Origin of the sequence: Streptomyces hokutonensis (assembly GCF_000376565.1) — a bacterium.
Lineage (GTDB): Bacteria > Actinomycetota > Actinomycetes > Streptomycetales > Streptomycetaceae > Streptomyces > Streptomyces hokutonensis.
This window is the reverse complement of the sequence record NZ_BARG01000006.1, coordinates 66,775-91,563: the sequence shown is the minus strand read 5'-3', so window position 1 is coordinate 91,563 and position 24,789 is coordinate 66,775. Positions and strand designations below refer to the sequence as shown.

Genomic DNA, 24,789 nt, shown 5'->3' with positions numbered 1-24,789 from the left:
GCTGTGGAACCTGAAACTTATTTTATCCACGTGATGGACCGTTGAGATTTCGGTAAGAACGTCGATAATGTTGTCAACAATCGCGCGAACGGCCGGTCGGCGCTCCGCTGACGAGCGGAATCTCTGGAATTACCGAAATCGAAGGAGTCGTTCGTGAGCAGAGACAGAACCCGTCTGGTCCGCACCAGACGGACCTGGCGCGGCATAGCCGGAGCCGTTACCGCAATTGTGCTGGTCGGCGGCGGTTTCGCCGTGGCGAATGCCTCGACGGACACCGGAACCGGTAAATCGGCGGCGGGCGTCAAGCGCCCCGTCGACAAGAAGGCCACCGGCGTCGGCGCCGTGGTCAGCGCGGCCAACGAGTTCCTGAACACGCTGGACGCCGACCAGCAGGCCTCCACCCTGCTCGACCTCACGCAGGCCAACGCCACCGCGTGGTCGAACCTCCCCTGCGGCTCCACCTGCCGTCCCGGCATCCAGCTCGGTTCCCTGACGGACACTCAACTGGCCGCCGCCATGAAGGTGTTGAAGCTCGCCACGGGCACCGGCAAGAACACCGGGTACGACCAGATCACCCAGATCATCAAGGCCGACGACGTGCTCAACGCCGCACAGAGCACCAGCTCCGCGGGCCCGGCACCGTCGGACACCGCGTCGAGCACGGCCTCCGCGGACCCGTCCGCGACAGCCACCGACGCGCCGACCGACGTCCCGACCGGCACCCCGCCCTCCGGCGGCACCGGAGGCGGCGGCCTCGGCGGCTACGGCAGCGGCGTCTACTTCCTCGCCTTCCTCGGTACCCCCTCCGCCACCGGCACCTGGCAACTGCACTTCGGCGGCCACCACTTGGCCCTCAACCTCACCTACAAGAACGGCAAGGTCGCGGGCGCCAGCCCGTTCTTCGTCGGCGTGGAGCCCACCACCTGGACCGACGACGACGGCACCACGTACTCCCCGCTCGCGACCATGCGCGACGGCCTCCTCGCCCTCACCGGCAGCCTGAGCACGGAGCAGCTGGCCACCGCCAAGCTGTCGGAGTCCTTCAGCGACGTACTCCTCGGCCCGGGCCAGGACGGCCAGTTCCCGGAGACGAAGGAGGGCATCAAGGTCAGCACGCTCTCCCCGAAGCAGAAGCAGCTGGTCCTCAAGGCCATCCACCCCTGGATCGCCAACGTGGACGACGCCACCGCGAAGAAGCTCATGAAGACGTACGAGCACGAGCTGAACCAGACCTACGTCGCCTACTCCGGCACCACCGCCCTCGACACCCAGGGCGACTACGTGCGCATCGACGGCCCCGGCGTCTGGGTCGAGTTCGTCTGCCAGAACGGTGTCGTGTACCGGGACCAGATCCACTACCACACCGTGTACCGCGACCACACCCGCGACTACGGCAGCGAGTTCACCTTCTCATGACCCGACCGCGAACTTGGCTGACCACAGCGCTTCGCCTGGTGGCCGGGATCGCGATCGCGGTACCGGCGGCGCTCCTCCTCGGAGCGTCGCCGGCCGCCGCGCACCCGATGCCGCACTCGGTGGTCCAGCTCGACGTGTACAAGGACTCCGTCACCGCCCAACTGGCCCTGCCGGTGGGCGACTTCGCGACGGCAAGCGGCATCGACCTCACCACCGTCAAGTCGACGGCCCTCCCCGCCAGGTCGAAGGCGATCCGGACGTACCTCGCCGCCCACATCCGCCCGACCACCCTCAAGGGCCAGGCCTGGCAGGTCACCATCGGCGCTCTGAGCCTCAGCCGCACCGAACAGACCTCCACGGGCCCCTACCGCGAGCTGGTCGCGAAGGCGGTACTCACCCCGCCCGCCGGCGCCGACGTACGGCACTTCACCTTCGACTACGACGTGATAGTGCACCAAGTAGTCACGCATATAACCCTCGTGACGGTACGTCAGGACTGGGCGGCGGGTCAGGTCACCGGCGACGGCGCCACCCAGGTGGGCACGATCCGCCTCGACGTCCGCCACATGAAGGTCCCGCCACTGACGGTCGACCTCGGCAGGGGCAGCGCGTGGCGAGGCTTCATGGCCATGCTCCAGCTGGGCGCCAACCACATCCTCACCGGCACCGACCACCTCCTGTTCCTGCTCATCCTGCTGCTGCCCGCACCGCTGTTGGCGGCCGGCGGACGCTGGAACGGCGGCCTGGCGGGCCCCCGTACGGCACTCACGCGCATCGCCCGCATCACCCTCGCGTTCACCGTCGGCCACTCGGTCGCACTGGCCACCTCCGCCCTGACCCGCCTCCAGATCCCGGGCCGACCGGTCGAGGCGTTCATCGCGGCGAGCATTCTCGTGGGCGCGGTCCACGCGATCCGCCCGCTGTTCCCCGGCAGGGAAGCCCTCGTGGCGGGCGTCTTCGGCCTCGGCCACGGCATGGCGTTCTCCTTCGTCCTCGCCGAAATGCACCTGTCCACAGGCCAGTTGGCGTCCAGCCTCCTCGCCTTCAACCTCGGCATCGAACTGGTCCAACTCCTGCTGGTCTGCCTGGCGTTGCCGTCGCTGCTGGTACTGGCGCGACTGCGAATACAGCCCGCCCTGCGAGTGACCGGCGCGCTGATCACGGCCACGGCGGCGATCGGCTGGCTGGCGGACCGCCTGGGGCTGCCCAACCCGGTGGCGAGGGCGGCGGACAGTGCGGGGGCGCATACGACGGGGATGCTGACGGTGCTCGGGGTGGGGGCGGTGGTGGCGGTCGGTTGGATGGTGGTTGTCCGCCAACGGGGGCGCGGGGCAACGGAGTTGGAGACGGTGATGGAGCCCGCCGTATAGGGAGGGGTGCAGGTTCGGTCGCTCGAAAAGTTTGCCGTCCCGGCATCTTTTCCCTTCCGGCAAGTCGGAGTACGGTCCGGGGCGTGACGGCGGAGAAGGCTCTGACGGGTCTACGGGAGCGCAAGAAGGCGCAGACGCGCGCCGCGCTGGCGAGCGCGGCGATGCGGCTGGCGCTGGAGCGCGGGGTGGAGAACGTCACCGCCGACGCGATCGCCGAGGCCGCGGACGTGTCGCCGCGCACCTTCCGCAACTACTTCTCCGGCAAGGAGGAGGCGATCGTCGCCGAACTGGTCGACGGCATGGGCTACATCGCCGACGGCCTGCGCGCCCGCCCGACCGGCGAACCGCTGTGGGAGTCGCTGCGACACGCGCTGACGTTCTCGGCGTTCCTGCCACCGGAGCAGTTGGAGCAACTGGCCGTCAAGGTACGGATGGTGATGGCGAGCCGGGCGTTGCTGGGTTCGCAGCTGGCGATCTTCGAGCGACTCGGCGAGCAGCTCACCGAGATCATCGCCGAACGCACCGGAACGGACGCGCGCACCGATCTGTACCCGCGCCTGACCGGCGTCGTAGCGGCGAACGCCCTACGACTCACGGTCTTCATGTGGCTTGAGAGCAAAGGCGAGTCGGACCTCGCCGAGCTGACGGCCGACGCGCTCGCGCGACTGCGGGCGGGGCTTCCCGAGCCGTAGGACAACCATTCCGAGGAGGCATCACTCATGAACGACGCGAGACAACGACCGCCCACTCGAAGTCGCCGACGTCCGGTGCTGAATGTCGTGGCAAGCGTCTGCCTGTTCTTAGGATTCTTAGGGCTCTCGGCGCCAACTGCCCAGGCCGCAACCGCGGTTGGTGCGGCGACGGTCACCGGCCCGGTCACGGGGGGCAAGGGTGCGGTCGTACTGCAAGGCACGACATTCGACCTCGCGAGCGTGGGATACACGCAGTCGGAGTTCTTCCTCTCCGGCGCGGCCAGCTCCTACACCTCGGCCGTACCGCTGGGGTCGGACGGCCGCTGGGACGTGACGCCGGCGAGCACCGCGCCGTACACCACCAGGCTTGTCATGAACAGGCCATCTAATCCGGCCCGTTTCAACGGGACGGTCGTGGTCGAGTGGCTCAACGTCTCCGCCGGCCTGGACGTGGCCCCGGAGTGGATCTACACCCACAACGAACTGATCCGCGAGGGCTACGCCTGGATCGGCGTCTCCGCCCAGGCGACCGGCGTGGCCGCCACCAAGGCCGCCGACCCGGCCCGTTACGCGGCCCTGTCCCATCCCGGGGACAGCTACTCCTACGACATCTTCTCCCAGGCCGGACAGGCCGTACGGGACTCCGCGGCCACGATCCTCGGCGGCCTCCGCCCGCGCGCGGTGCTGGCCGAGGGCGAGTCACAGTCGGCGTTCCGCCTCACGACGTACATCGACGCGGTCCAGCCCCTGGCGCACGCGTACGACGGATTCCTGGTCCACAGCCGGGCCGGATTCGCGGCAGCGCTCTCGCAGGCACCCCAGGCCGACGTACCGACCCCGTCGGTCGTCCAGTTCCGTACCGACACGGACGTCCCGGTGCTCACCGTGCAGACGGAGACAGACCTGATGCTCCTGGGGTACCTGACGGCCCGTCAATCAGACACCACCCGCCTGCGGTTCTGGGAGGTGGCCGGCACCGCGCACGCAGACGACTATGTCGCCAACGTCGGCGCCGCGGATACGGGTGACGGAACCGTCAGCCAAGGGGAGTTGGGGGCCATGCTCGACCCGCCGACCGGCACCCCCGGCTTCTCCTGCGCCGCCCCGATCAACACCGGCCCGGCGCACTACGTCATGGACGCCGCCCAACACGCCCTGCGCAGCTGGGTCTTGACCGGGCTCCCACCGGCCAGGACCCCTCAACTCCAGGTGGCCACAGGCAGCGACGGCACACCCGCGTTCGTCCTGGACGCCAACGGCAACGCCGCTGGCGGAATCCGTACCCCCGCCGTGGACGCGCCGGTCGCCGCGCTGTCGGGCCTGGGGCAGACGGGATCGGCGCAGTTCTGCTTCTTGTTCGGTACGACAACTCCCTTCAGTGGCGCGAAGCTTGCCGCTCTGTACCCCACGCACGCGGAGTTCGTGCGGCAGTGGGTGACCCGTACGGCGGCTGCGGTCGCGGCCGGGACGATCAGGCCGGCGGACGCGGCGGACCTCGTCGAGGCGGCGGTGAGGTCCGACATCGGGGCCTGAACGGGAGGGGCGGGTGCGGTTCGGGAGCCGCACCCGCCCGCCCAATCAGTTCTGCCTGATTGCCGGTTGGCTCACGAGGAGAGCCACTCCGTGGCGTTGAGGGCGAGGGCGGCGTTGGTGGCGCCGGTGTCGTTCCAGCCGTCGTAGAGCGTGTTGCCGGACTGGCCGGTGCCGTCGTCGACCGGCGAACTGTCGCCCCAGAACGCGACCTTGCCGCTCCCGAAGGTGCTGGTCGCGAAGAAGGCGCCGGTGTTGCCGGAGTAACCGCTGCGGTACAGCAGCCCCTTGGCGGCGGAGTTGTCGGCGGGCTTGATCGTGGCGGTGGTGCCGTTGGCGATCAGGCTCTTGGTGACGGTACCGAAGGAGCCGTGCAGCACCGGGTTGGTGCTGTCGCTGATGGCGGCCGGGTAGCCGGAACTGATGTTCAGCGAGTCGATGGAGAACCCGAACGGGTCAGTGGAATCAACGCTGTTGTTCGTCATCAGATCGTTGAGGATCTGGACCGCGTCGTACCCGTCGTTGTTCCGGTCGGACCCGGTGTGGTCGGAGATCATGAACAGCCCGCCACCGGCCTTCACGAAGTTCATGATGGCGGTCTTCTCGGCCGTAGTGAACTTGATGTTGGGCTCGGGGAGGACCAGCGTGTCGAAGTTCGAGAGGTCGTTCGCCGACGAACCCCCGTAAGTCAGCGCGCTGGTGGCGGTCTTGAGGCTGTAGTCCCCGGTCTTCTGCAGCGCGATGCCCCACGACGACAGCGCCCCGGTCCAGTCCTTGTCGGATGAGGGGGAGGAGTCCTGGGCGAGCGGGTCCGGCTTGCTCGTGGAGATGATCCAGTCGGCGTTGCCGGCCTCCTCGGCGTGCCCGTCGTCGAACAGCACGCGGTGCGTGGTGGCCGCGGTGGCCGCGGCAGCGGGGGTGACGGTGGCGGCCTGAGCGACGGCCCCGGTGGCGAGAAGCCCGAGGACGGTGAGGGCGGTGGTGAGCCTACGACGTGACGTGAACTTGCCAAGACTGGGCATCCGGTGAACCTCCGTGAAGTGGGGGGATTCCATGAGTGGGGGTGGAATGAACGGGGGGTGCGGGTGCTGCGGAAGGGGCTGGGGGTGGCGAATCTCCGCGCGTAGAACGGTAGTTGAGTGATCACCGATCAACACAAGGGAGGACGGTACACACGGGACCGGGACCGGCGGGAGGGCCTCCCGCCGGTTCACGTAGATCTCTTACTCGGGCGAGCCGAGCCGCTTACCGGACGTCGACGAAGTCGCCGGCCGCGGTTGCCGCGGCGGTGGTGGAGGTACCGGCGAAGACGTACCGGTAGTACCCGTCGACCGTGGCCTTGGTGGTGGTCTTCAGAACACCGGTGCTGTTGGTCTTGATCGTCTTGAGGGTGGTGTAGGTGCTGCTGCCCTTCTTACGGAACTGCAGCTTCGCGGGCTGGGACACGTACCCCGCGTACTTGCCCGTCGCCCAGTTCGCCCGGGCGAGCTTCCCCGTGACCGTGATGGTCTTCCCCTTCTTGACCGGCTCAGGAGTGGCGTCGGCGGTCAGCGTGGAGGCCTTCTTGATCGAGGCGGTGGCCACGTCGTCGTTGTAACTGGCGTTCGCGTACAGATCCCAGGCCCCCAGGAACAACTTCCAGGTCCCGGCCACGCCGTTGTCCTTCATGTCGGTCGCGGGGTGGATGTTGAAGACGGCCTTGCAGGTGTACGTCCCCTGCGTCGCCGTCTCCGTGCAGTCGGGGTCGTCGTCCGTCCCCAGCCCACCGGTGATCCCGTCCGTGGTCGAACTGTCCGTCCCCTGCCACAGGAAGGCCTCGGTGAGCGCGACACCGTTCTGGTCGGTCGCGGTGTACGTGACGGTGACGGACTTCGTACCGCTGGTACCGAGGACGATGTCCTTGCCCCCGTTGATGACAGCGTGCGAGAACTTGGTGTTACCCAGCGAGTCTCTGGGCTGAACGGCCGCCGAGGCGAAGGACTTCAGCTCCGCCGAGGCCCCCCTACGCTCCGCCGCCTGAGCGGCAACCGGAAGAGCGAGCGCGGACAGAACCACAGCACCGGAGACAACACCGGCCGCAACGCGTATACGCATGAAACCCCCACAGGAACCCGAGAGGCCCGCCCAAGTCTCCGCCTGGCCGGGCCTGTTGATCTCCGCATCATATGAACTCAGGTCGGAAATGGTGAAGATCTCTTGTGCAATAAGTGCGTAACGGGGCAGTGGGGATTGGGGAGTTGGTATCGACCAGAGGGTGCCGTCGTGACGGGCGCGGGGGCGGCCCCCGTCCGGTCGTAGCTCGCGCCCACGACCGCAGGTGGGCCTGCCTGCCTGCCTGTCAGTCGAGTCGATGCCTGCCGCAGTGGCCCTGGGCGCGCGGCGCGAGATTGGCAGATCGACAACTCCCGGTGACCGGTTGGCTCGTGACAGGTTCTCCCGCCATGGAATTCTCCGAGGTGGTCCGTCGCAGGCGCATGATCCGTCACTACTCCGACAAGCCGCTGACCCCGGAGGTGACCGAGCGCATCCTCGCCTCCGCGCTACGAGCCCCCTCGGCCGGCTTCTCCCAGGGCTGGGCGTTCCTCGCCCTGACCGACCCGGCCGACCGCGCCCGCTTCTGGCCCTTCGTCCCCACCCGGGTCGAGAAGACCCCGACCATGCAGGACGCCCCGCTGGTCGTCGTACCCCTGGCCCACAAGGCGGCGTACCTTGAGCGCTACGCCGAACCCGACAAGGGCTGGGAGGACCGCGCCGAGGCCCGCTGGCCCGCGCCGTACTGGCACATCGACACGGGAATGGCCGCCCTGCTGATGCTCCTGACCGCGGTCGACGAAGGCCTCGGCGCCTGCTTCTTCGGCATCGCACCCGAGCATCTCCAGCCGTTCCGGGCGGAGTTCGGGGTCCCGGACGAGTACGACCCGATCGGCGGGATCACGGTCGGGTACCGGGCTGAGGATGTTCCCGAGCAGAGTGGGCGTATCGCGGAGCGGCGGCGGGGTGTGGAGGACGTCGTTCATCGGGGGCAGTGGGGGCGGCAGGCCTGAGAGGTGTTCACTCCACCGGCCCACTGTCCTTGAAGGCCTGAACGAAGGAATGCCAAGGGCCGCTTCGAACGGTGACCACTGGGCCTGTGGCGTTCTTGGTGTCACGCACCAGTGCGCGGCCACCGGTCGTCGCACACTCGACGCACTCACCCCCGGCGCCGTTGCTGTAGGACGACGTGAACCAGACCAGACGGTTGCGGGTCCCGGCCTCTGCACTGTTCAACTTGCGTATTCCTTCAGAACGGACTTGATCAACTGGGCGGAGCGTTGAGGGCTGAGTGCCGCAGCCCGTAGGCCGTCGAACGCCTTCGTGTACTCGCGAACGTGATGCTCGCCCTCCAGGTACACAGCATCGGTGATGCCGTCCCGGTACACCAGGTCCGGGTCCTCCGGAGCGGGAAAGCCCAGGATGGTGAACGTGCCCGTAGCTGGATATGTGCCCGAGTCGAAGGGAAGCACCTGCAGGGTCACGCTCGGCAACTCGGCTGATTCCAGCACGCGTTCGAGTTGTTCTCGCATCAACGCCCGATCCCCGATGACGTTGCGGAGCGAGCCCTCGTTCACCACGAACCAGGCATCGGGGGAGTCGGGTCGCGTCAGCATGGCCTGCCGTTCCATGCGCACTTGTACGGCCCTGGCGATGTCCTCGGCGGACATGTGGGCTCCCGTCCTGTGGAGTTCACCGGTGTACGCCTCGGTCTGCATGAGTCCCGGGATCAACTCGCACTGGTACTGCCGGAACGTGGAGACGTCCTGCTCCAGGCCGATGTAGATGTTGAACCACTCGGGGACGCCGGCACCGTGCACCTGCCACCACCCGCGAGTCTTGGCCTCCCGAGCCAACGACTTGAGGAACTCCCGCAGTTCGTCGGTCGTGTCGTAGAACCGGCACAGGGCGTCGATGTCCGACGGCTGGACCCGGCCACTGCCCGTCTCCATGCGGTTGACCTTGGAGCCGCTCCAGTCCAGCGCCTGGCCGACCTGCGCGCAGGTGAACGCGTTCGTCTCCCGGAGCTTCTTCAGCTCGATCGAGAGACGACGACGGCGCGCCGTCGGTGAACCGGCCATCTCGAACCTCTCAACAATCCGTCGACTAGCGGGTGTTCAGTCTCGCGCCAAGACCTCTGCGTGCCAATCACTCGGAAGTGGGAATCTCTTCCTGCACATTGCACGACGGGATGTGTCGGCATCACTCTGGTCGACAACGCCACTCACGGTGAGGGCATGTGACGCTCCGCCGAGCATGCGGAGATGTCGTGCCACGAGAGGAGTCCTGGTGATCCAAGAAGCGTGTATGTCACGAAAGCCGTGGGACCTGGCCTTCACGGCGGATCCCGAGGAGGTTGCTGCGCTGCGCCGCGTCGTGCGTTTGCACCTGGGCATGTGGGGTCTGCACGACGTGACCGACGGGGCTCAACTCTGTGTGAGCGAGTTGGTGTCCAACGTCATCACGCATGTGGGCGCCGGGACCCCGGCCACCCTCGCGGTCTCCATGAACGGAACTCGCCTGCGGATCGAGGTGCACGACCCCGACACGCGAGCCCTGCCCACTCTCGTCGAGGCGACCTCCGACTCCGAGGGTGGACGGGGCATGGCCCTCGTCGACGGAGTCGCCGACCGTTGGGGTGTCCTGCTCCATCCTGACCGAAAGGTGACTTGGTGTGAGCTGGAAACAAGGCTCACATCGCCGAGCGGACATGTCGACGACGCAGGCGTGACGCGGGCCGAGGCGCTCCTGGGCTTCTACTCCGCGGCGCTGCCCGTTGAACCGAAACAGAGCCGTCTGAGCGCGGCTCTGGCCGAGGAGGCCGTGATCGATGTCATCACGGACTTCCTCCACTGGCTAAGGGCGCACGGCTTCGACGGAGACAAGGTTCTGGACCGGGCACAGACACGTTTTGAGGCGTAGATCGTGGAAGCTGGAGGGCTGTCGTTCCAAAGCCCAGGGTGAAGCGATCTTCGGGGTGTTGTTGTCAATGGTTCACCATAGGCGCTGACGTCGACATCAGCTGCGATGTCGCTCAAGTATTGACTGCGACACGTCAGCGACAATTGCTGGTTCCTTCTGTCCGTAGTATGCAAAATACAGTTCGCTTCTGGCGCGCGTACACAGGACGTGGAATCGCATACGAACGTTGGCGCCAGACGGATCCTCAGAATACGAGTCCAGGTCCGGGACGAAGACGGTGTCGAACTCCAATCCCTTCATGCTCGCTGTATTGACGATGCGGACTGGTCTCTTGGAGAAGTCGACTGATGATCGATTCAAGTCGTTGGAAACGTAAGTTTGTATCGAGAGTTCGAGACCGTGTTTGGCCAGATGCAGCTCAACTGCTCGTTGCGCCTCAGTGGTTCTGCAGAGGACTCCAATCTCAAGATGGGGATGGACCTTGATGTAGCGGACCACATCGCCGAGGAAGGATTGGGGAGATCCCCAATGCGTGACGTGCGGCTTTATTCCCGCTGGCTCAGGGCTTAGCAGGAACTGATGCCCGGAGTGAATCTCGTAGTGGGATGCGAGCAGCGCGATCTCACGAGTGGTGCGGTGGTTGCCCTCCAATGGGACGAACTCTCGGGTGATGTCAAGTGCCGTTGCTATCTCCGCAATCGTACTCTGTTCTTCGGTGATGCGTTGATCTTCATCCGCAAAAACCGTAATACTGACCCCGAGGATGCTGCATAGATCGTAGAACCCATTGGGCAGATCCTGGCCCTCGTCGATGACCAGGTGTTCCACGGCTGGACGTTTTCTGACACAGTCGTGGATCATTTCGATCCAGTCATAGCTCCATTCACCGGCTCCGCCATTTGGTGGGGGCTTGTCGTAATTTTGCTGCCAGGTGGTACGCAGCCAGCGATGGAAAGTCATGATGCGGAACTGGTCGGACAAGCGTTGTGCGATGTGTGCGCAGTACTGGTTGAGTAGGTTGGAATGGGTGATCAGTACGGCCGGTCGACCCGCGGTGCCTAGCATCCACGCCCGGTAGATGGCCATCACGGTCTTTCCACTGCCAGGTGGCCCGGTGACGATGTGTTGCCCCTCGAACGGCATGTCGGTGACCGCTTCCTGTTCCGGAGAAAGCTCCAGGAGCGTAGGAAGCTTCATGAAGCATCGACGGATTCTGCAGATTCCTTGAGCGCTGCTCGAATTACATGCTCGAAGAAGCCGGCCACATTGCCCTCCCCGATCAGGAGCGTGCGATCCAGAAGTGTATTTCCAGTCTCGCAGCAGGTCTCAGGCAGCAATGTGCAGGCGTGACATGCGGCCCGATTCAGATTGGCTAGAGACCGGCCGGTGGAGTCGGCGCACAGTGGGTCTTGTGAGCACCATTGAGCTGATTCAAGTAGGCGTACGAAAGTGTCCAGCAGGTTGGGTGGCTCGCCCTGGCGGACCAGTCCGCCGAGCGTCCCTTCCGAATCACCCGCGGCAGTGTAGACGAAGATCCCGGCTTGGCTTGGATTGGGAGATTCTTTGGGATGGCCCTTCGCATAGATTCGTTCGCGCAGCGAGGCGGCATTGTAGCCGCTGTCGTAAGAGAGCTGTCGGATGAATTGATGGGCCAATGTATGCAACATGACGAAGCGAGGCAGTAGCTCGACGCCTGTCTTCTCCCGGAGGCGGTCGATCTGGAAGGAGGCCTCCATGTTCTCTTCGATTTTCCGGGTCCAGAGGCGAATGGGTTCCTTGGATTCCCATTCCTGGATCTCTTTTTCCTCAAAGGAGATGAAGATCCCCTCGCCGTACGATTCCACGGCCGGCAGCCACTGCGGTTTGGATACCGGATTGACGGAGACAAGTCTCTCGTGGCTATCGGGTTCATAGCGTGAGAACCCCGCAAGCGCTCGGACTTCCCGGATTCGGTCGGCTACGATGACGCGATCGATCCGTTGAGCGATCAACTCGAAGGATTCGCTGTCCGTCGGGCGTACCCCGAGATCAACTTGCCTGACGGCGAAGTCACCGGTGGTGCGGGAACTTCCGGTCACGGAAGTAAAAGCAGACCATTCGTCGATGCTGAGATCTTCATCCGTTCCCCGTGAAACCGGTCGAGCGGTAACATCATTCATGTGATGGATGCGGAGTTTCTCGACAAAATCCACGGAAACCCCGCACTGCTTGGCGATGATCTTCCTGAGTGCATCTGTCATCGGAGACTCTTCATCGGCGCTGGTCAAATCCGGCCACAATGCATTTCCGAGAACGGCTTGGGTGTATTTTTCATCCCCGCTGGGATCTGAAGGGGAGGGGATGTCGATTGCCGAATGCACTTGAGGGAAGTAGACATTGCTAGCGCCACGTTGTACGACTCTCGGGGTTTCGTCGCACTCGACCTGTTCATCGCTTCCCAACTGCCAGGGTTGAATTCCGGAACAGTGGATTCCGATCCTTTTTAGGCTGTTCTTCTGGCTGATTCCCTCGAGGGATCGACGCGAAAGGCAGTCCAGACAATGAATTACAAGCGCATCGAGGCCTGACGAATCGGGTGTGGTGACGAATTTGAGCCTCTTTCGTTGGCATTGGCGATGTTCAGGGCTGTCTGCTGTGGAATGAGCCCACCTGCGCCAGTCAACGTCAGACATGTGGCCATTTCTGCAAACTTGGATGAAACGCATAGGCACCAACTGTGGGTTTCCCGCACAGCGTCCGCATGAAGGCTGTTTATCCTTCTGCTCCATTTCGGATCGCCAGAAGGTCAAGATTCTGCAGTGTGGGCAGAAGAGCCAACGCGGGAACCGTGTATAGACTGGGCCTACCTTTGAGACGAACTCCATCTTCCCAGGGGGAACCACGGGTGCTGATCGAAAGGATTGGACTCCCAGCTTCCGTGCCAGGCGCGGAGAGTCCACTTTATCCCCATGCCCGCCCCAGCTACGAATATCGGCTGCTACGAAGGACTCGCCCTGCAAGTCGATAATGCCCCCCACGCCGAAGGGGGTGATCGTCTGGGTACGCCGGACTTTTCTCCTGACGTCTTTCACCGGTCACACTCCCTGGATGGCGACCAGGCAATCCCGGTCGACATTGCGCATCGATTGCGGCGTTTCCCACAAACCGTGTGTCTTTCCGAAGTCCATGAGGAGCGAAAATTGAGCGCGCCCTTGTGGTGAGTAGTAGAGCCGGTTGCCCTGCCCATGAGCAATCTCGGCCTCTTGCCTCCAATCAGCGATCAGCGAGTCCAGTTCAAACCCAGCAGCCTCGACCTCGGTCTCGTCTGACCTCCCCACATGATCAAGGATGAGCTTGCGAATTTGAGCAACTCCCTCAGGGTGCTCAAGGATGTCGCCGGCTCTGTCCTCTGCGGTTAGCCCGAGGCCATGTCGCACGAGGATGGTCAGAGCGGCATGGAGAGCCCGCTTGCGTGAGGGCAGGGACCAGGGGGTCACACTCGTCGGTTCCACGTGCCGATAGAGGGAGGAATGGTAGACGCCGAAGGATTCGTAGTGGGAGCGGTCGCGTGGCTTCGTGGAACGGCACAGCGTCACGATCAGACCAGGCACCTTTCGCCTCCCCACACGGCTGGTTGCCTGGATGTATTCAGAGGTTGTCTTTGGCTGACCGTTCATGAGCATCAATCCCAATCTGGGCACGTCGACTCCAACGGAAAGCATGTTCGTTGTTGCCAGAAAGGAGATGCTGCCCTTTTCCTTGAACGTTCTGCCCAGTCGGTCCAGCAGTCGCGGTTGCGCCGAACGCTCGACGTTGCTTGTCAGCTCTAGGACCGAATCGTCGGACAGGCTGCGACGCGAAGCGTCGTTGGGCATCAGATGCTCCAGACGAGCCGGGATGTCGTCCTTGGCGATGGTGACTGTGCGGCCGAGTTCGCGAAGACTGTTGTGGTAAGCGACCACCGTCCAGTAGGCGTCTCTTAATTCGTCGTCGGAACGGAGCTGCTGCGGAGCCTGTAGCGCTGCCGCTCCAACATGAACCGTGGCTGTGGAAGCGGTGTGGCCTTGAGCCATCACCCCGACATAGAGGCGCCCTGGGCGCTCATCGTCCGGGACGGCGAAGTACGAGTCGCGTGCATCTAGCCCGGAGGGTGGGAACAACTGTGTTCTCCGGCCGTACAGATTCTTGATCTGGCTATGCGAGCGTCGGATAGTCGCTGTAGATGCGATCACCTTTGGTTGGATTCCATCCCAGCCGCACAACTGCAGGATCGCGGACTCATACAGCCCTACCGTCGTGCCCAAAGGGCCGGCGAGTAGGTGCAATTCATCCTGGATCACCAAAGAAGGCCGGAGCGTGTCACGGCCTCCGAAGATACGGCCGGCCTTCGGCTCCCACGCCAGCCGGGCGAACTTGTCTACGGTGCCGAGGACGAACGTCGGCGGTCGCTCGTAGAGATGCTGGTCAACCACGGCCACTGGCAGACTCTTGTGGAACACGCAGGAGTCGCGTGGGCAATGGAAACTGAAGTCAGATGCGGTAGCTCGAATACCAAAGTCATCACGTCGAGACTTGCGCTCAGGGGCGATCTCAGTTCCACACCAGGGGCAGCGTTCCAGCAGGAAGCGATCGTCAGGCTCCGGCATCTGCAGGAGAACTCCCAGTTCTCGTTCGGCCTCGGCGAACGAGTTGGGTGTCGTCGCCTTACCCACCCACAGCCCGATGGAGAAGGGCTCGTTGCCAAGCTCCTTGATGTGCTGGCCATCATGCCCCAATCGCATGTACTCCAGGGCGCAGATGGCGGTGGCCGTCCGTTGGAACTGTTGTGTTGTCAGGAGGCTGAGCGTGTACCGACTGATGACCGCAGTGCCACCCCCCGCCGAGCCATGATGCAGACGGCGCCAGATCATCTCGAAGCAGGCGGTCAGCAGATAGGCCTCCGTCTTGCCACCACCGGTGGGAAACCAGATAAGGTCGACGACCTCGCGGTCCTCGTGATTCGGCTCCATGAGGCCGCGGACAACAAGCAGAAAGAACGCGAGCTGGAAAGGATGCCAGGTGGCACTGCCGTCAGGTTCCGAGATCTCCACGATCGGATCCTTGCGGCGATGACGTGAGCCCGCGAGCTCACGTTGGCTGCGGAGCATTTGTAGAGCCATGGCTCGATTGGCCAGGCGGAAAGCGTCGCGTGCATTCTGCCCCGCGCGACCTTCCGCTGTGAGCGCAGCGATGCCGTCTTCAAGGCGCTTTACAGTGCCATCAATGCGGTTGAGGATATGCGAGACAGGTGCAGCAGCCCACTTCGGAAGCGAAGTCGCGTGGTTCTCCAATGAGCCGAACCAGTCGCGATAGCCGGCAACGAACGACTCCAACTCGGATCGGAGTTCACTCACGGGTACGTTCTGGCGCGACAGATGGGCAAGATTCAGAATCGGAAGATCGCGAGGCCCGCCTGGACGAATGTGCCCCACAATTGCTTGTGGCATCACTTCGGCGCGGACCTCTGTGACTTCGTTGCCCTTGGTGTCCCATTCGACGGCGCAGCCATGTCCGACAGCGCGGGTCACGATGTGGCGGTATTGGACGCGGAGTTCCTGTTCTTCAGGATCGCGGCTGTTGAGTCGTGTGCTGGGGTACTCCAGGATCCGGCCCCCGACGGTTGTGGCCTTCAGCATGGCCTGGAAGAGCATGAGCTCCCATCTGTTGCGGAGGTCTTCGTCCTCTCTGTGAGCGTTCGCAAGCACGCACGTGACCAAGTGTCCGGTCCCGAAAGGACGCCACCGCATATGAAGCCGGGCATGACCGTCCAGCACTTGCTCGGAGGCTGATGACTCCTTTGTGAACTGGACCGTTTGTTCCTCTCGCGGTTGTCTGGTCCACACCCGCCGACCGCTGACCCGTGATGTCTCGTAGCGTGCCGCACCACAAGTGACAGCGATCACCGAGGCATCGGTGAAGAAGGAGAAGCCGAGTGAGGACGGTAGCCAGGCATTGGCCTCGGCCACGGGATCGTCGGCGAATCCGTCCTCCTCCCCGGTACCTGCCGCCTCCTCCGAGGTCTCGTATTCCCCGGCTTCGGCGGTGTGATCGCGCAGATCCTGGCCTCGCGGGTACAAGGTCCCCATGAGGTATCGCCGATCCGGTGGATCGACGAGAGTCTCCTGATCGTCTGGACCGGGGCCGACCAACTGCCGACGCAAGTAGGTGACAAATTGATCGCGATAGTCGGCGAGTTCGTTCTCGGAGACCGTCACCCTGTCTCCCCTCCTCGTTCGAGGATTGCAGCACCCATGTCACTCAATACTCGCTTTGCTTCTGGGCTGCATGCGATCCAGAGCTGAGCTCGTGCACGTGTCCAAGCAACGTAGACCGCATCAAGCCGCCCCTTGAGCATCTCTGGTTCGAGGTCGATGACACACACGACTTGGTTTTCAAGGCCCTTGAAATCTGTAACGGACGACCAGGTGACTCGATTTCTTCTGCGCTCGGCTGCGATGGTGTCGGCATACCGCTCGATCTTGGCGAACCGATGAGACAACCGTGCCGCGGTGTTGTCCCAGTCTCCGGAAGCGGACAGAACCGTGATGTCCTTGGGCTCCAATCCGTCCGAGATCAACTCATCGATGTACTCGTCGAGTGCTACCGCCTCCTGTGCGGCTGATTCTACGGTTCGATAGCGAACTGGTTCACCCTCACCGGCGATGGCTACCCCGATGTCGGCGCCGGTGTAGTTCTGGACCTGCTTCACGATCTGGACTGTGTTGCGGCAGTTCCGCGAAAGTGAACTCGATGCTGCTCCCAATTCACGCAGATAGTCCCAAGCGTCGGCATCGAAGGTCTCGGGGGACAGCACCTGGTTGTTCCGGTCGATCAGAAAGATCCACTGGCCGCGCTCCAAGCCGTCTGTCAAAAGTTCCTCAAGGCGGCTCAGATGCTCGAACGTCATGAGGTCCTGCGCCTCGTCCACGATCAATTGGTCGAAGACCTGACCGTTCACCTCGCTGAGTCGCTCGAAGGGCAGGACTACGACGTCTGCGTCGGCGAGGACTCTGGACACGTAGGCGGCGAGAGTTCGGCTCGCGCACGTGAATAGGACGCTGCCATGCACCGACTTGCGGCGAGCGGCCTCAGCTGCCAAGAACGTCTTGCCGGTGCCAGCTCCACCGGACCAGATCAGACGGCGGTTCTCCGCCAACTCGTCGATCCTGTCGTACTGTTCCGTGGTGAGACGCTCGAAGCGAACCTCCAAGTCAGCTATGCGCGATCTCAGGTTGGGGACGAGATCGAAGTCCGGGCGAATGGCCTCGAGGATGCGTGTCCGCAGCCTGTCTGGGATAGGAGTCCGAGCCCACGGGTTCTGACGCAACCAGGAGCGACTGGCTTGACGAATCCCCTCCTCGAGACCCCGGCCTCCGTCATATTCACTCATGCCCAGGTACTGGGCATGAGTGAAGGTCGTTGTCTTGGGTAGGTCGACATGGGGCGTGATCACCAAGTAGCCGCTCGCCACCCCCTGGTTTCGCAGGCTTCCAATCGCCTGGCCAAGCTCCCTCTCCAGCTCGTGCATCCCCGAGTTCGCCTGCTCGAAAGGACCTTCGCGCTTGGTAGTGGAGCGATCAAAACGGTCTGTGTAGGTCCAGTTTCCTCCTGTTTGGCTGATTCGACCGCCCTTCACTTCCAGGAACAACAGCAACTCGGGGGTGATGAGGACAAAGTCGATCTCCCCCACGCGCTTGTATCGATGCTCCGGGAGGTGGACCGAGTGCAGTGCCACCCCCATCGAGTTGGGCAACCTCTTGAGCGCATCGAACACGCCCCGCTCCGCCGCGCTCGTGGTCGTACCTGAGATCTCGCTTGGGATGATCCGCATCAACGCTCCCGTGGGCCTGCTGGAAGGGCCAAGATAGCGACTGTGACCAGTTCCAGCGCGTCGTCCGGCACTTGAGGCCGAATGCTGTGGGAAGGCGACTCGCTTGAGTAGGGTCGCAGGGGGAGGACAGCAGTGCAGGGGGATCTGTGAGGGCGAGACAGGGGAGCGAGGCGCAAGGGCTTCCAGGTACCGCTGGCTGGGAGCGGTTGCTCACCGTGTCGCGTCGCTTCCTCGACGAGGGGGTCATACCCGACCGTGTGGTATTCGAAGTCGCCCGAGCAGCGTGCCTGGATGGGGAACAGTGCGAGCAACTCGCCCTCGATCTCGGTGTGGAGACCGACAGGCGACCGAACGAAGCTCGGAAGTCCGGAGATGCGATTGATACATATCCGGCCGAGGGGCGCGGTGTCGAGGCCGACGATGAAGGTGGCGATGCTCGTGAGCTCGTTGAGCTAGACCTGGAGCAACTCGAAGCTCCGGACGGTGACCTGCTCGCCGAGAGTGAGCGGGTACAGGACTTCGACGAGGCACGTAGGGCTGCGCGATGGGTGCTGCGAAACGACCGGTTGACTCCTGGCGCAGCGATGCAGGTGCTCACTGCGGAACAAGAAGTGGGGCTCTGCCTGCTGATGCGCGCAGGCGCATCGTTGGACGGCGACCTGCCTGAGGAGTACTTCGCGGGTTTGCTGCGTGGCAGCGAGTCCTACAAGGCGTACACGGCGCTTGTTACTCACAACACGGGGTTGGTTCGGAAGTCCGCCGGCGCCAGGGAGCGGTTCGGCGAGGGGTTGTCGTTCGAAGATCTCGTTCAGCACGGTTACTTGGGGCTAATTCGTGCTTTGCGAAAGTTCGACATTACTTTGGGATACAAGTTCTCGACCTATGCAACCTGGTGGATTCGACAGTCCATCGACAGAGGTATTGCCAACGAATCTTCGATCATTCGACTTCCTGTTCACGTAAGGGAGACGATAGAAAAGGTCCGCAGGGCGCAGTCCAAGCTTCTGACGCTCAGGAAACCCGCAGGTCTCATGGATCTGGCGCTCGAGTGCGGTATCTCCCTGAAGAAGGTCCAGGAATCTTTGCGGCTGAGTCGTGGACTTGTCAAGTCTATTGACTCAACCATAAGTGAGAATGTGACTCTTGGGGATCTTCTGACGAGTGAGCGTCATTCTCTGCCAGGGCCAGAGGAGATGCTGGAGGCCATGTTCGACAGGGAGATTCTGCGGCCGCTGTTGGAAACTTTGAGTGATCGCGCACGTGAGGTTCTTCTTTATCGCTATAGATTTGTCGACGGTGAACGATGGACTCTGCAGGAGCTAGGTGAAAAGTACGGTGTGACGCGCGAACGTATTCGGCAGATCGAAAAAATGGGAATGATAGATCTTCGCGTTCAGCTTGGGCTCGAGGCTGATGGTCCTGCCTCGGCAAAACGGCGAGAGAGGGCGAGTGAAGCCAGGTCGGAGGGGGTGCGCGCGAAGCGCAAAACAATTTCACCGGTGGAGTTTGGGAACGAGGCACCGTCGACTGATGGAAGCGGCGACGTGGCTGTATCAGCGGGGGAATCTGCCGAGAAGGAGATGCAGATGAGTTTGGGTGGGGATTCTTTTGGCCCCAGGCTATCCCAGCATATGAAAGAAGTGGGCATGGGCGATGCCCAACTTGCCGAGTTGCTCGGGGTGACGCCGTCTCTGGTCGCAGCCTGGCTGGACGAGCGATCGGTTCCCAGCGCGGAGATGTCCTCCCAAATTCATCGAGTGCTGGGTGTCTCCGGTGCCCCTGGATCTGGGGCCTTCGGTGAACTCAAGCAGGAAATTGAGCAGTCAGTGGATGGGAGTCAACCGATCTGGTATCACCGTCCTGGCCATGCCGATGGCGGTCGGGAATTGGGCAACGCCGCTGCTTTCGCCTTCGACGCCGATTTGTCGGTGCTGGCCAGAGAAACCTGTCAGAACAGCCTCGATGAGCGGCTTATTGCCAACGGCCGGCCTGTGCGTGTGTGCTACACCCTTCACGAGCTCACCGGTGAGACACTTGCGAGATTCCGGGAGGCCATCCAGTGGGAGGCTCTCTTCCCACATTACGAGGCGGCGGCTGCTCAGGAGCAGAAGGTCGGCCGGGTCATTGACGCTGGGCTGCGAGACATGCAGGAGCGCGACCGCATCGTGCTCTTGAGAGTGGACGACTATAACGCTGCGGGCTTGACGGGCGATGACTATGACGACGGCCGTTTCGCGGCGGTGGTGCGGCGTCAACTCGACAGCCACAAGTCGGGTGGTTCGGCGGGCGGTTCGTACGGCTTGGGCAAGGCCACGTTGTGGGCCACCAGCCGGCTGGGTCTCGTACTTATGAATTCCACGCTGTCCGAACCACACGAGGGCCGCACCGAACGTCGCCTCATCGGACGCCTCGATCTGCCATGGCGTCAGGTCGACGGGAAGGCATGGGCCGGGCCGGCGTGGCTGGGGCGCCCTGATGTTGGCTCGGCGGGACCTGCGGTGGCGCGTTCTTGGTGGGCGGATGAAGAGACCGTCGAAGCACTTCACCTCAAGCGTGAGAGCGACGAGCCGGGGACGTCGTTCCTGATCGTGGCAGCCCACGACGTGGCCAGCCTCGTAGATGACAATGCCGCACCCGAGGGTGACGAGGGCGAGGACGACGACAGTATCCAGCGGATGCACCACAGGCTCGTGCGTGCCCTGGGTAGGAACTTCTGGGCTGCGATGACCGGCGGCGGTAACCAGCTACCACTCTTGGAGGCTTCTGTGCGTACTCTGCGCAACGGCGCCGTGATCCTCGCGGAGGAGCGCGTGGACCCCACGATCACTCAGCCCTCACGTACGCGCGCGCTGAAGGCATTCCTCGACGGTACGACTGTGGAGCAGCTCACCGAATCCGGTCAGGTCGCCGCGAGCATCGTGCCTCTCAATCTTCCCGTTCGCGGTAGTGGACGAGCCTCTCTGGGCGAGCACCGTGCGGTACTCCTGGTGACAGATGCCGAGGACGCGGACGGCAAACCGAATCGTGTAGTGGCGATCCGCGGCAATCGGATGACTGTACGGGACAGCTCAATTTCAGGGTTGCCGTTGTCTGTCAACCCCTTCCAGGCTGTTCTGCTGACCGGCGACGCCGCGGGCGCAGATGCCCCATTCGCCACCGAGGCAGAGGAGTTCCTCCGTGCGGCCGAACCTCCGGAGCACAACAAGTGGGGACAGACAGAGGAACTGACACTCGCCTACTCGCCCTCGGCATACCGGCGGATCAACTCCCTCACCCGGGAAACGAATGCGGCGATCAAGAGGCTAGTGGTCCGCCCGAAGAGACACTCGAAAGAGGGGGGAGGGCGCTTGACCCCGAAGCTGACAGTTGGCGCGGGGAATAAGCGGCCTCGGTTGCTGGCGGCGACGCTGCCAGTCTTGGAGGAGTTGGACGCACGAGTGCTTGACGACGGCGCTTGGCAGGTGACCGGTGAGATCAGGATTCCTGCCGGCGGACACAACTGGAGGCTCGTCCCGGTGGCCAAGTTCGACGTGCGCTCAGGACCGCGCCCGACCATTGCTTGGGCCGAGCTTTTGGGCGTGGACAACTGCCAGGTGGTGGAGGGCACTTTGCACTTCGATGCGGCTCGTACCGCAACCTTCATGGGCATTACGGACCCTACGACGCACGCTGTCAGGACTAGTCTGAGTGGGCTCGTCGTCGAATTGCGCACGGGTGAAGGGGAGTCGCTGTCATGAAGGTGTTCCCGTACCCGCGCCTGCGTGGCACGGTCTCCCTTCGAGTTGATGCGGCGAGAGTCAAGGCGCCCGAGCAGCCTCGCGAGCAACTCGACTCCCGCGCACGGTCCGTGGTCGAACGTGTGGTTGCGCTAGGCCTGGCGGAGACAGAGAACTGGGAAACGGCGACGCTGACCGTTTCGGCGACGATCCCTTCGAAGGCCACCGAGCGGGGCAGCCCATGGTCCGACGTCGCTGTGGTGGTGGTGTTGGCCGACAGGGCGACCAACACTCGTGTCACATCGATGCTTGCCCCCGAGTCGGAAGGCGGCCGTGAATGGCGTGGTGAACTACAGGTGCTCCGAGCTGACCTCTTCGATCGCGCCACAATGATGGTTCAAGTGGTTGCGACAGTCGACGGTGTACCGGGGCGGATCATCGCGGAGGGGGTTGACGACTGGATCGTCGACGTGAGGAGTGACGCCCCGACACGCGAGCAGGCCTTCGATGTCAAGGAGGTCGGGTTCGCCAAGGGGCCGAGGTGGCTGCAGCAATTCACCGACGCTCCGTGGATCGTGAACGCTGCGGGGGCTCTGCCGACAGTACACATCAATACCGACTTCGAGGGAATGACGGACATTCTTGGCGCCGAGGGGCGGGGTCCTGAAGGTCTGGTCAACGAGATTATGGTGGCGCAGATGGCCGCTGATGTATGGATCGCGGTGTTCCACTCTGCTGTTGGTGACCTGGAGATCGAGGATGACGGCACCCCGCTGTTCCCGCATGGTTGGCAGGGCGAGGTCCTCAGGGAGATGCTTCCCGATGTCGTGCCCGAACGGACTCTCGAAGATGCCTTGTGCGAGGTACACAGCCGCCGTGTCGGCGTGACGGGATGGACCGAACTGCAGCCGCGTATCCAATACGCAGCGATGCGACGAGCCGAGGTGCCGCGGGTGTTCTTGGAGACGGCACGTGGCCTGGACAAGCTCAAGCGCGAGGACGAGGCATGACGGACAGTCCTTACCACCTGCCCGAGTACTTGGCGCGGCTCGCCGACGAGGATGCGGTGCGCTTCATCACGGACGGGTTGTTGTCTGGGAAGGACGATGTTCCCACCATCGCCGTCAACCAGGCTGCTGAGCCTTTGCCCGAGAGCCCTCGGTGGCGGCTTCGTGCAATTCGGGACCTGATTGACGACGCGATGCGCACCTACCAGGACAACAAACCGACGCAGGCGGATGCCTGGCTTGCCCCGCGTCTGCACTCGATCCTTCGTCTGACACGGGCAGAGGCCGCGGACCCCGCTCTGTGGAACTACCTTGCACTCGGCGTCGCTCCCGATTTTGTGGTTTGGCGGCATCTTTCCGAGAAGAAGAAGACTGTCAACCCCCGGTATTTCAAAGGCCCATACCATAAGCAGGCCTTTGCGCGGCTCTGGTGGTCAGCCGAACTGTTCCGAAACGGGTCCGACTATGAGCCCGTTGAAACGGCCTGCGGCAATCAGGACATGCTCAACACAGTGCTGAGGCTGGACGTCATCGATCATCGCCCCACAGCGCAGGCGTTGGTCCGGCTGTTGAAGCGGGAGATCGTACGAACGGGTCGTGATGCGAACGCCCTGGGCAAGGCTGTCAACACAGCAGGCGCGACCCTGATGTACGACGTAATCGCGCCCGACGTGGTGCGAGATGCAAATGCTGTGCAGAGGTGGATCGGTGAAGGAGATGAGGGGCTCGTTATGCGCCACCGCTCTCTTCCAGTCGGACCTGCAGAGGAAAGAGCCCTCGAGGAATCGATCGAGCGCTTGGCGGACTACTTTGCGGAGCTCTTCGCGGACGCGCCGGTGCGCGGAAAGGGTGAGGCCACGGAAGATGCGGAAGACGACTGACCGCCCCCATCCTACGAGTGCCCAGGACGCCAAGTCTTGAATGCTTCGATGGCTCGCTGCTTGCGGCCTTCCTCCAGTTGTAGTGCTGTGCTCAGGACATGCACGGCCAAGAGGGGCGGGATCGCGTTGCCGATCTGCTGTGCGATGTCGGTACCCTGCCATGGGTAGTTCACCGGGAAGGTCTGCAGCAGCCCGGCCTCCCGGAATGTGAAACGCTCTTGTTCTGCGCCCAGTTCAGGCTCACCGTCCGCGTCGAAGCCTTTGAGGTCGAACACTTTGTTGCGGCGGACCTTGCCGGTGACGGTCGCGGCCGGCGAGTTGGAGGTGCGGCGTCCTCGTCTTTTAGGGTCGCCGCCTGATCCGTAATTGGAGACGACGACGAAGTCTCCCGAACGTGAGTCACCGAGCGCATCGCCCATGGAAACCCAAGGTTGAATCTTAGACTCGTCGACGTGGTCCGGTGTTTCGAAGAGCCCGCTCTGTTGCGGAGTACTGATTGGTGTTGTGGATTCAGGCACCGCAGGGAGGCGTTCTATTCCCTTGCGATAGCGCTGATGAGTCACGTCAGGGAACTCAACGTCCTGGCCTTCACTATTCCCATGGTAGCGGGCGATCAATACTGCACGACGGCGTGTCTGTGGCACCCCATATTCTTCGGTGCGAAGAATGTCGCAGTCTGCGTCGTAGCCGAGCTCTTGAAGGATCTCGCAGTATCTCTTCCAAACAGGCAGAACGGTGGGGACCTGCTCCAGCACCACGACCTCGTAGGGGTTGGACTTGAGCTTTTTCTCGACAATCCACCGCAAGGGTTGGAGCACGAGCCCAGTGCGCTCGTCGGTCCATTCCAGTTCGTCGGCTGCTCGTTCCACCACCGCCCAAGCACTCTCCAGTTGCTCGACGGTCTCGCTCTGTCCCACGAGTAGCGCCAAGCGCTTCACTACTCCAAGGGCTTCGTGCCCTTCGCGGTTACCTGCCACCGAGAAGGTCTGGCAGGGCGGACCTCCGGTGAGGACGCGGGCTGAGCGAACCTCGGGGTCCAGCGGGTTCAGTTCTGCCACGTCGCGGATCTTGGCGGTGCGTAGGCCAGCTGCGCGGCGGGTCGCTCGAGTTGATGTCTCCCACTCCACGCCGATACTGGGCACGCCGAGCATCTCGGCCGCGATGTCCAGGCCGCCCGGCCCTGCGAACAGGTCTACAATGGCGGGTGGATTGTCCTGGTTTGCGCGTGGATGAGGTGCTCGGGTCATGGGGTGACAGTGTAGCCGGCCGAAGGTGGTCTATACCTCCACTGTACTGCTGTTGCTGGAAATTTCCTGACCGCTTCTCTGGCCTGGAGATTCTTCGTTCGGGGGCGAATCGTAAGGATGATGATCCA

18 protein-coding genes and 1 pseudogene are annotated in these 24,789 nt (G+C 63.2%); 10 read left to right on the top strand and 9 right to left on the bottom strand.

The window, feature by feature from the left end; genetic code table 11:
* Positions 1–153: 153 nt before the first annotated feature.
* The 4 genes from SSP08S_RS01940 (at position 154) to SSP08S_RS54695 (ending at position 5,011) form a co-directional block, all read left to right on the top strand.
* The gene (locus SSP08S_RS01940; RefSeq protein ID WP_218006633.1) at positions 154–1,416 is read left to right on the top strand and encodes a DUF3500 domain-containing protein; all 1,263 of its coding nucleotides are present in this window, start codon (positions 154–156) and stop codon (positions 1,414–1,416) included.
* Positions 1,413–2,786, top strand: coding sequence for a HupE/UreJ family protein (locus SSP08S_RS54700; RefSeq protein ID WP_078532311.1), 1,374 nt, complete (start codon positions 1,413–1,415; stop codon positions 2,784–2,786). Before SSP08S_RS01940 ends, SSP08S_RS54700 begins: the two co-directional genes overlap by 4 nt.
* 83 nt (positions 2,787–2,869) lie before the next feature.
* On the top strand, positions 2,870–3,478 hold the full coding sequence (locus SSP08S_RS01930) for a TetR/AcrR family transcriptional regulator (RefSeq protein WP_019065887.1): 609 nt from the start codon (positions 2,870–2,872) through the stop codon (positions 3,476–3,478).
* A 27-nt stretch (positions 3,479–3,505) separates the two neighbouring features.
* Positions 3,506–5,011: an alpha/beta hydrolase domain-containing protein gene (locus tag SSP08S_RS54695; protein WP_078532310.1), complete on the top strand. Its 1,506-nt coding sequence runs from the start codon at positions 3,506–3,508 to the stop codon at positions 5,009–5,011.
* A gap of 71 nt (positions 5,012–5,082) precedes the next feature.
* On the opposite strand, the gene SSP08S_RS01920 is transcribed toward SSP08S_RS54695, so the two are convergent.
* Complete coding sequence (locus SSP08S_RS01920; RefSeq protein ID WP_019065885.1) at positions 5,083–6,030, bottom strand: hypothetical protein; 948 nt, start codon at positions 6,028–6,030, stop codon at positions 5,083–5,085.
* 223 nt (positions 6,031–6,253) lie between these two features.
* Complete coding sequence (locus tag SSP08S_RS01915; protein ID WP_026178104.1) at positions 6,254–7,102, bottom strand: hypothetical protein; 849 nt, start codon at positions 7,100–7,102, stop codon at positions 6,254–6,256.
* A gap of 347 nt (positions 7,103–7,449) precedes the next feature.
* Between SSP08S_RS01915 and SSP08S_RS01910 the strand changes: the two genes are divergently transcribed.
* Positions 7,450–8,052, top strand: coding sequence for a nitroreductase family protein (locus SSP08S_RS01910; protein ID WP_026178103.1), 603 nt, complete (start codon positions 7,450–7,452; stop codon positions 8,050–8,052).
* Between the two features lie 7 nt (positions 8,053–8,059).
* Here SSP08S_RS01910 and SSP08S_RS58960 read toward each other — a convergent pair whose 3' ends face one another.
* Both SSP08S_RS58960 and SSP08S_RS01905 read right to left on the bottom strand, forming a co-directional pair.
* Entirely contained in the window at positions 8,060–8,275 is a 216-nt protein-coding gene (locus SSP08S_RS58960) for a DUF397 domain-containing protein (RefSeq protein ID WP_078532309.1), read from the bottom strand.
* Positions 8,272–9,120: a helix-turn-helix domain-containing protein gene (locus tag SSP08S_RS01905; RefSeq protein WP_019065882.1), complete on the bottom strand. Its 849-nt coding sequence runs from the start codon at positions 9,118–9,120 to the stop codon at positions 8,272–8,274. The genes SSP08S_RS58960 and SSP08S_RS01905 overlap by 4 nt, the downstream gene beginning before the upstream one ends.
* A 226-nt stretch (positions 9,121–9,346) precedes the next feature.
* Here SSP08S_RS01905 and SSP08S_RS01900 point away from each other — a divergent pair, with 226 nt between their 5' ends.
* The gene (locus SSP08S_RS01900) at positions 9,347–9,961 is read left to right on the top strand and encodes an ATP-binding protein (RefSeq protein ID WP_026178102.1); all 615 of its coding nucleotides are present in this window, start codon (positions 9,347–9,349) and stop codon (positions 9,959–9,961) included.
* A 96-nt stretch (positions 9,962–10,057) separates the two neighbouring features.
* Here the strand turns inward: SSP08S_RS01900 and SSP08S_RS58955 are convergent, their stop codons facing one another.
* The 4 genes from SSP08S_RS58955 to SSP08S_RS01890 are packed head-to-tail and all read right to left on the bottom strand — an operon-like array spanning position 10,058 to position 17,810.
* Positions 10,058–11,158: an AAA family ATPase gene (locus tag SSP08S_RS58955; protein ID WP_078532308.1), complete on the bottom strand. Its 1,101-nt coding sequence runs from the start codon at positions 11,156–11,158 to the stop codon at positions 10,058–10,060.
* The gene (gene drmB / locus SSP08S_RS61560; protein WP_218006632.1) at positions 11,155–13,032 is read right to left on the bottom strand and encodes a DUF1998 domain-containing protein; all 1,878 of its coding nucleotides are present in this window, start codon (positions 13,030–13,032) and stop codon (positions 11,155–11,157) included. The genes SSP08S_RS58955 and drmB overlap by 4 nt, the downstream gene beginning before the upstream one ends.
* 3 nt (positions 13,033–13,035) lie before the next feature.
* Positions 13,036–16,194 carry a helicase-related protein gene (locus SSP08S_RS01895; RefSeq protein WP_026178101.1) on the bottom strand — a complete coding sequence of 1,053 codons (3,159 nt, stop codon included), beginning with the start codon at positions 16,192–16,194 and terminating at the stop codon, positions 13,036–13,038.
* A complete protein-coding gene (locus SSP08S_RS01890; protein WP_019065878.1) occupies positions 16,191–17,810 on the bottom strand; it encodes an NERD domain-containing protein in 1,620 nt (539 codons plus the stop codon). Before SSP08S_RS01890 ends, SSP08S_RS01895 begins: the two co-directional genes overlap by 4 nt.
* Before the next feature lie 584 nt (positions 17,811–18,394).
* On the opposite strand from SSP08S_RS01890, the pseudogene SSP08S_RS63190 reads away from it, so the two are divergent.
* The 4 genes and pseudogenes from SSP08S_RS63190 to SSP08S_RS01875 form a co-directional block, all read left to right on the top strand.
* Positions 18,395–19,198, top strand: a pseudogene (locus SSP08S_RS63190) (sigma-70 family RNA polymerase sigma factor); the annotation flags it as partial.
* A 198-nt stretch (positions 19,199–19,396) separates the two neighbouring features.
* Positions 19,397–21,547, top strand: a complete 2,151-nt coding sequence (locus tag SSP08S_RS63185; RefSeq protein WP_026178100.1) for a helix-turn-helix domain-containing protein — start codon at positions 19,397–19,399, stop codon at positions 21,545–21,547.
* Complete coding sequence (locus SSP08S_RS01880) at positions 21,544–22,536, top strand: hypothetical protein (RefSeq protein WP_019065876.1); 993 nt, start codon at positions 21,544–21,546, stop codon at positions 22,534–22,536. The genes SSP08S_RS63185 and SSP08S_RS01880 overlap by 4 nt, the downstream gene beginning before the upstream one ends.
* Positions 22,533–23,414, top strand: coding sequence for a DUF6339 family protein (locus tag SSP08S_RS01875; protein WP_019065875.1), 882 nt, complete (start codon positions 22,533–22,535; stop codon positions 23,412–23,414). The genes SSP08S_RS01880 and SSP08S_RS01875 overlap by 4 nt, the downstream gene beginning before the upstream one ends.
* Positions 23,415–23,425: 11 nt before the next feature.
* On the opposite strand, the gene SSP08S_RS58945 is transcribed toward SSP08S_RS01875, so the two are convergent.
* Entirely contained in the window at positions 23,426–24,661 is a 1,236-nt protein-coding gene (locus SSP08S_RS58945) for a DNA cytosine methyltransferase (RefSeq protein ID WP_078532306.1), read from the bottom strand.
* Between the last annotated feature and the right edge of the window lie 128 nt (positions 24,662–24,789).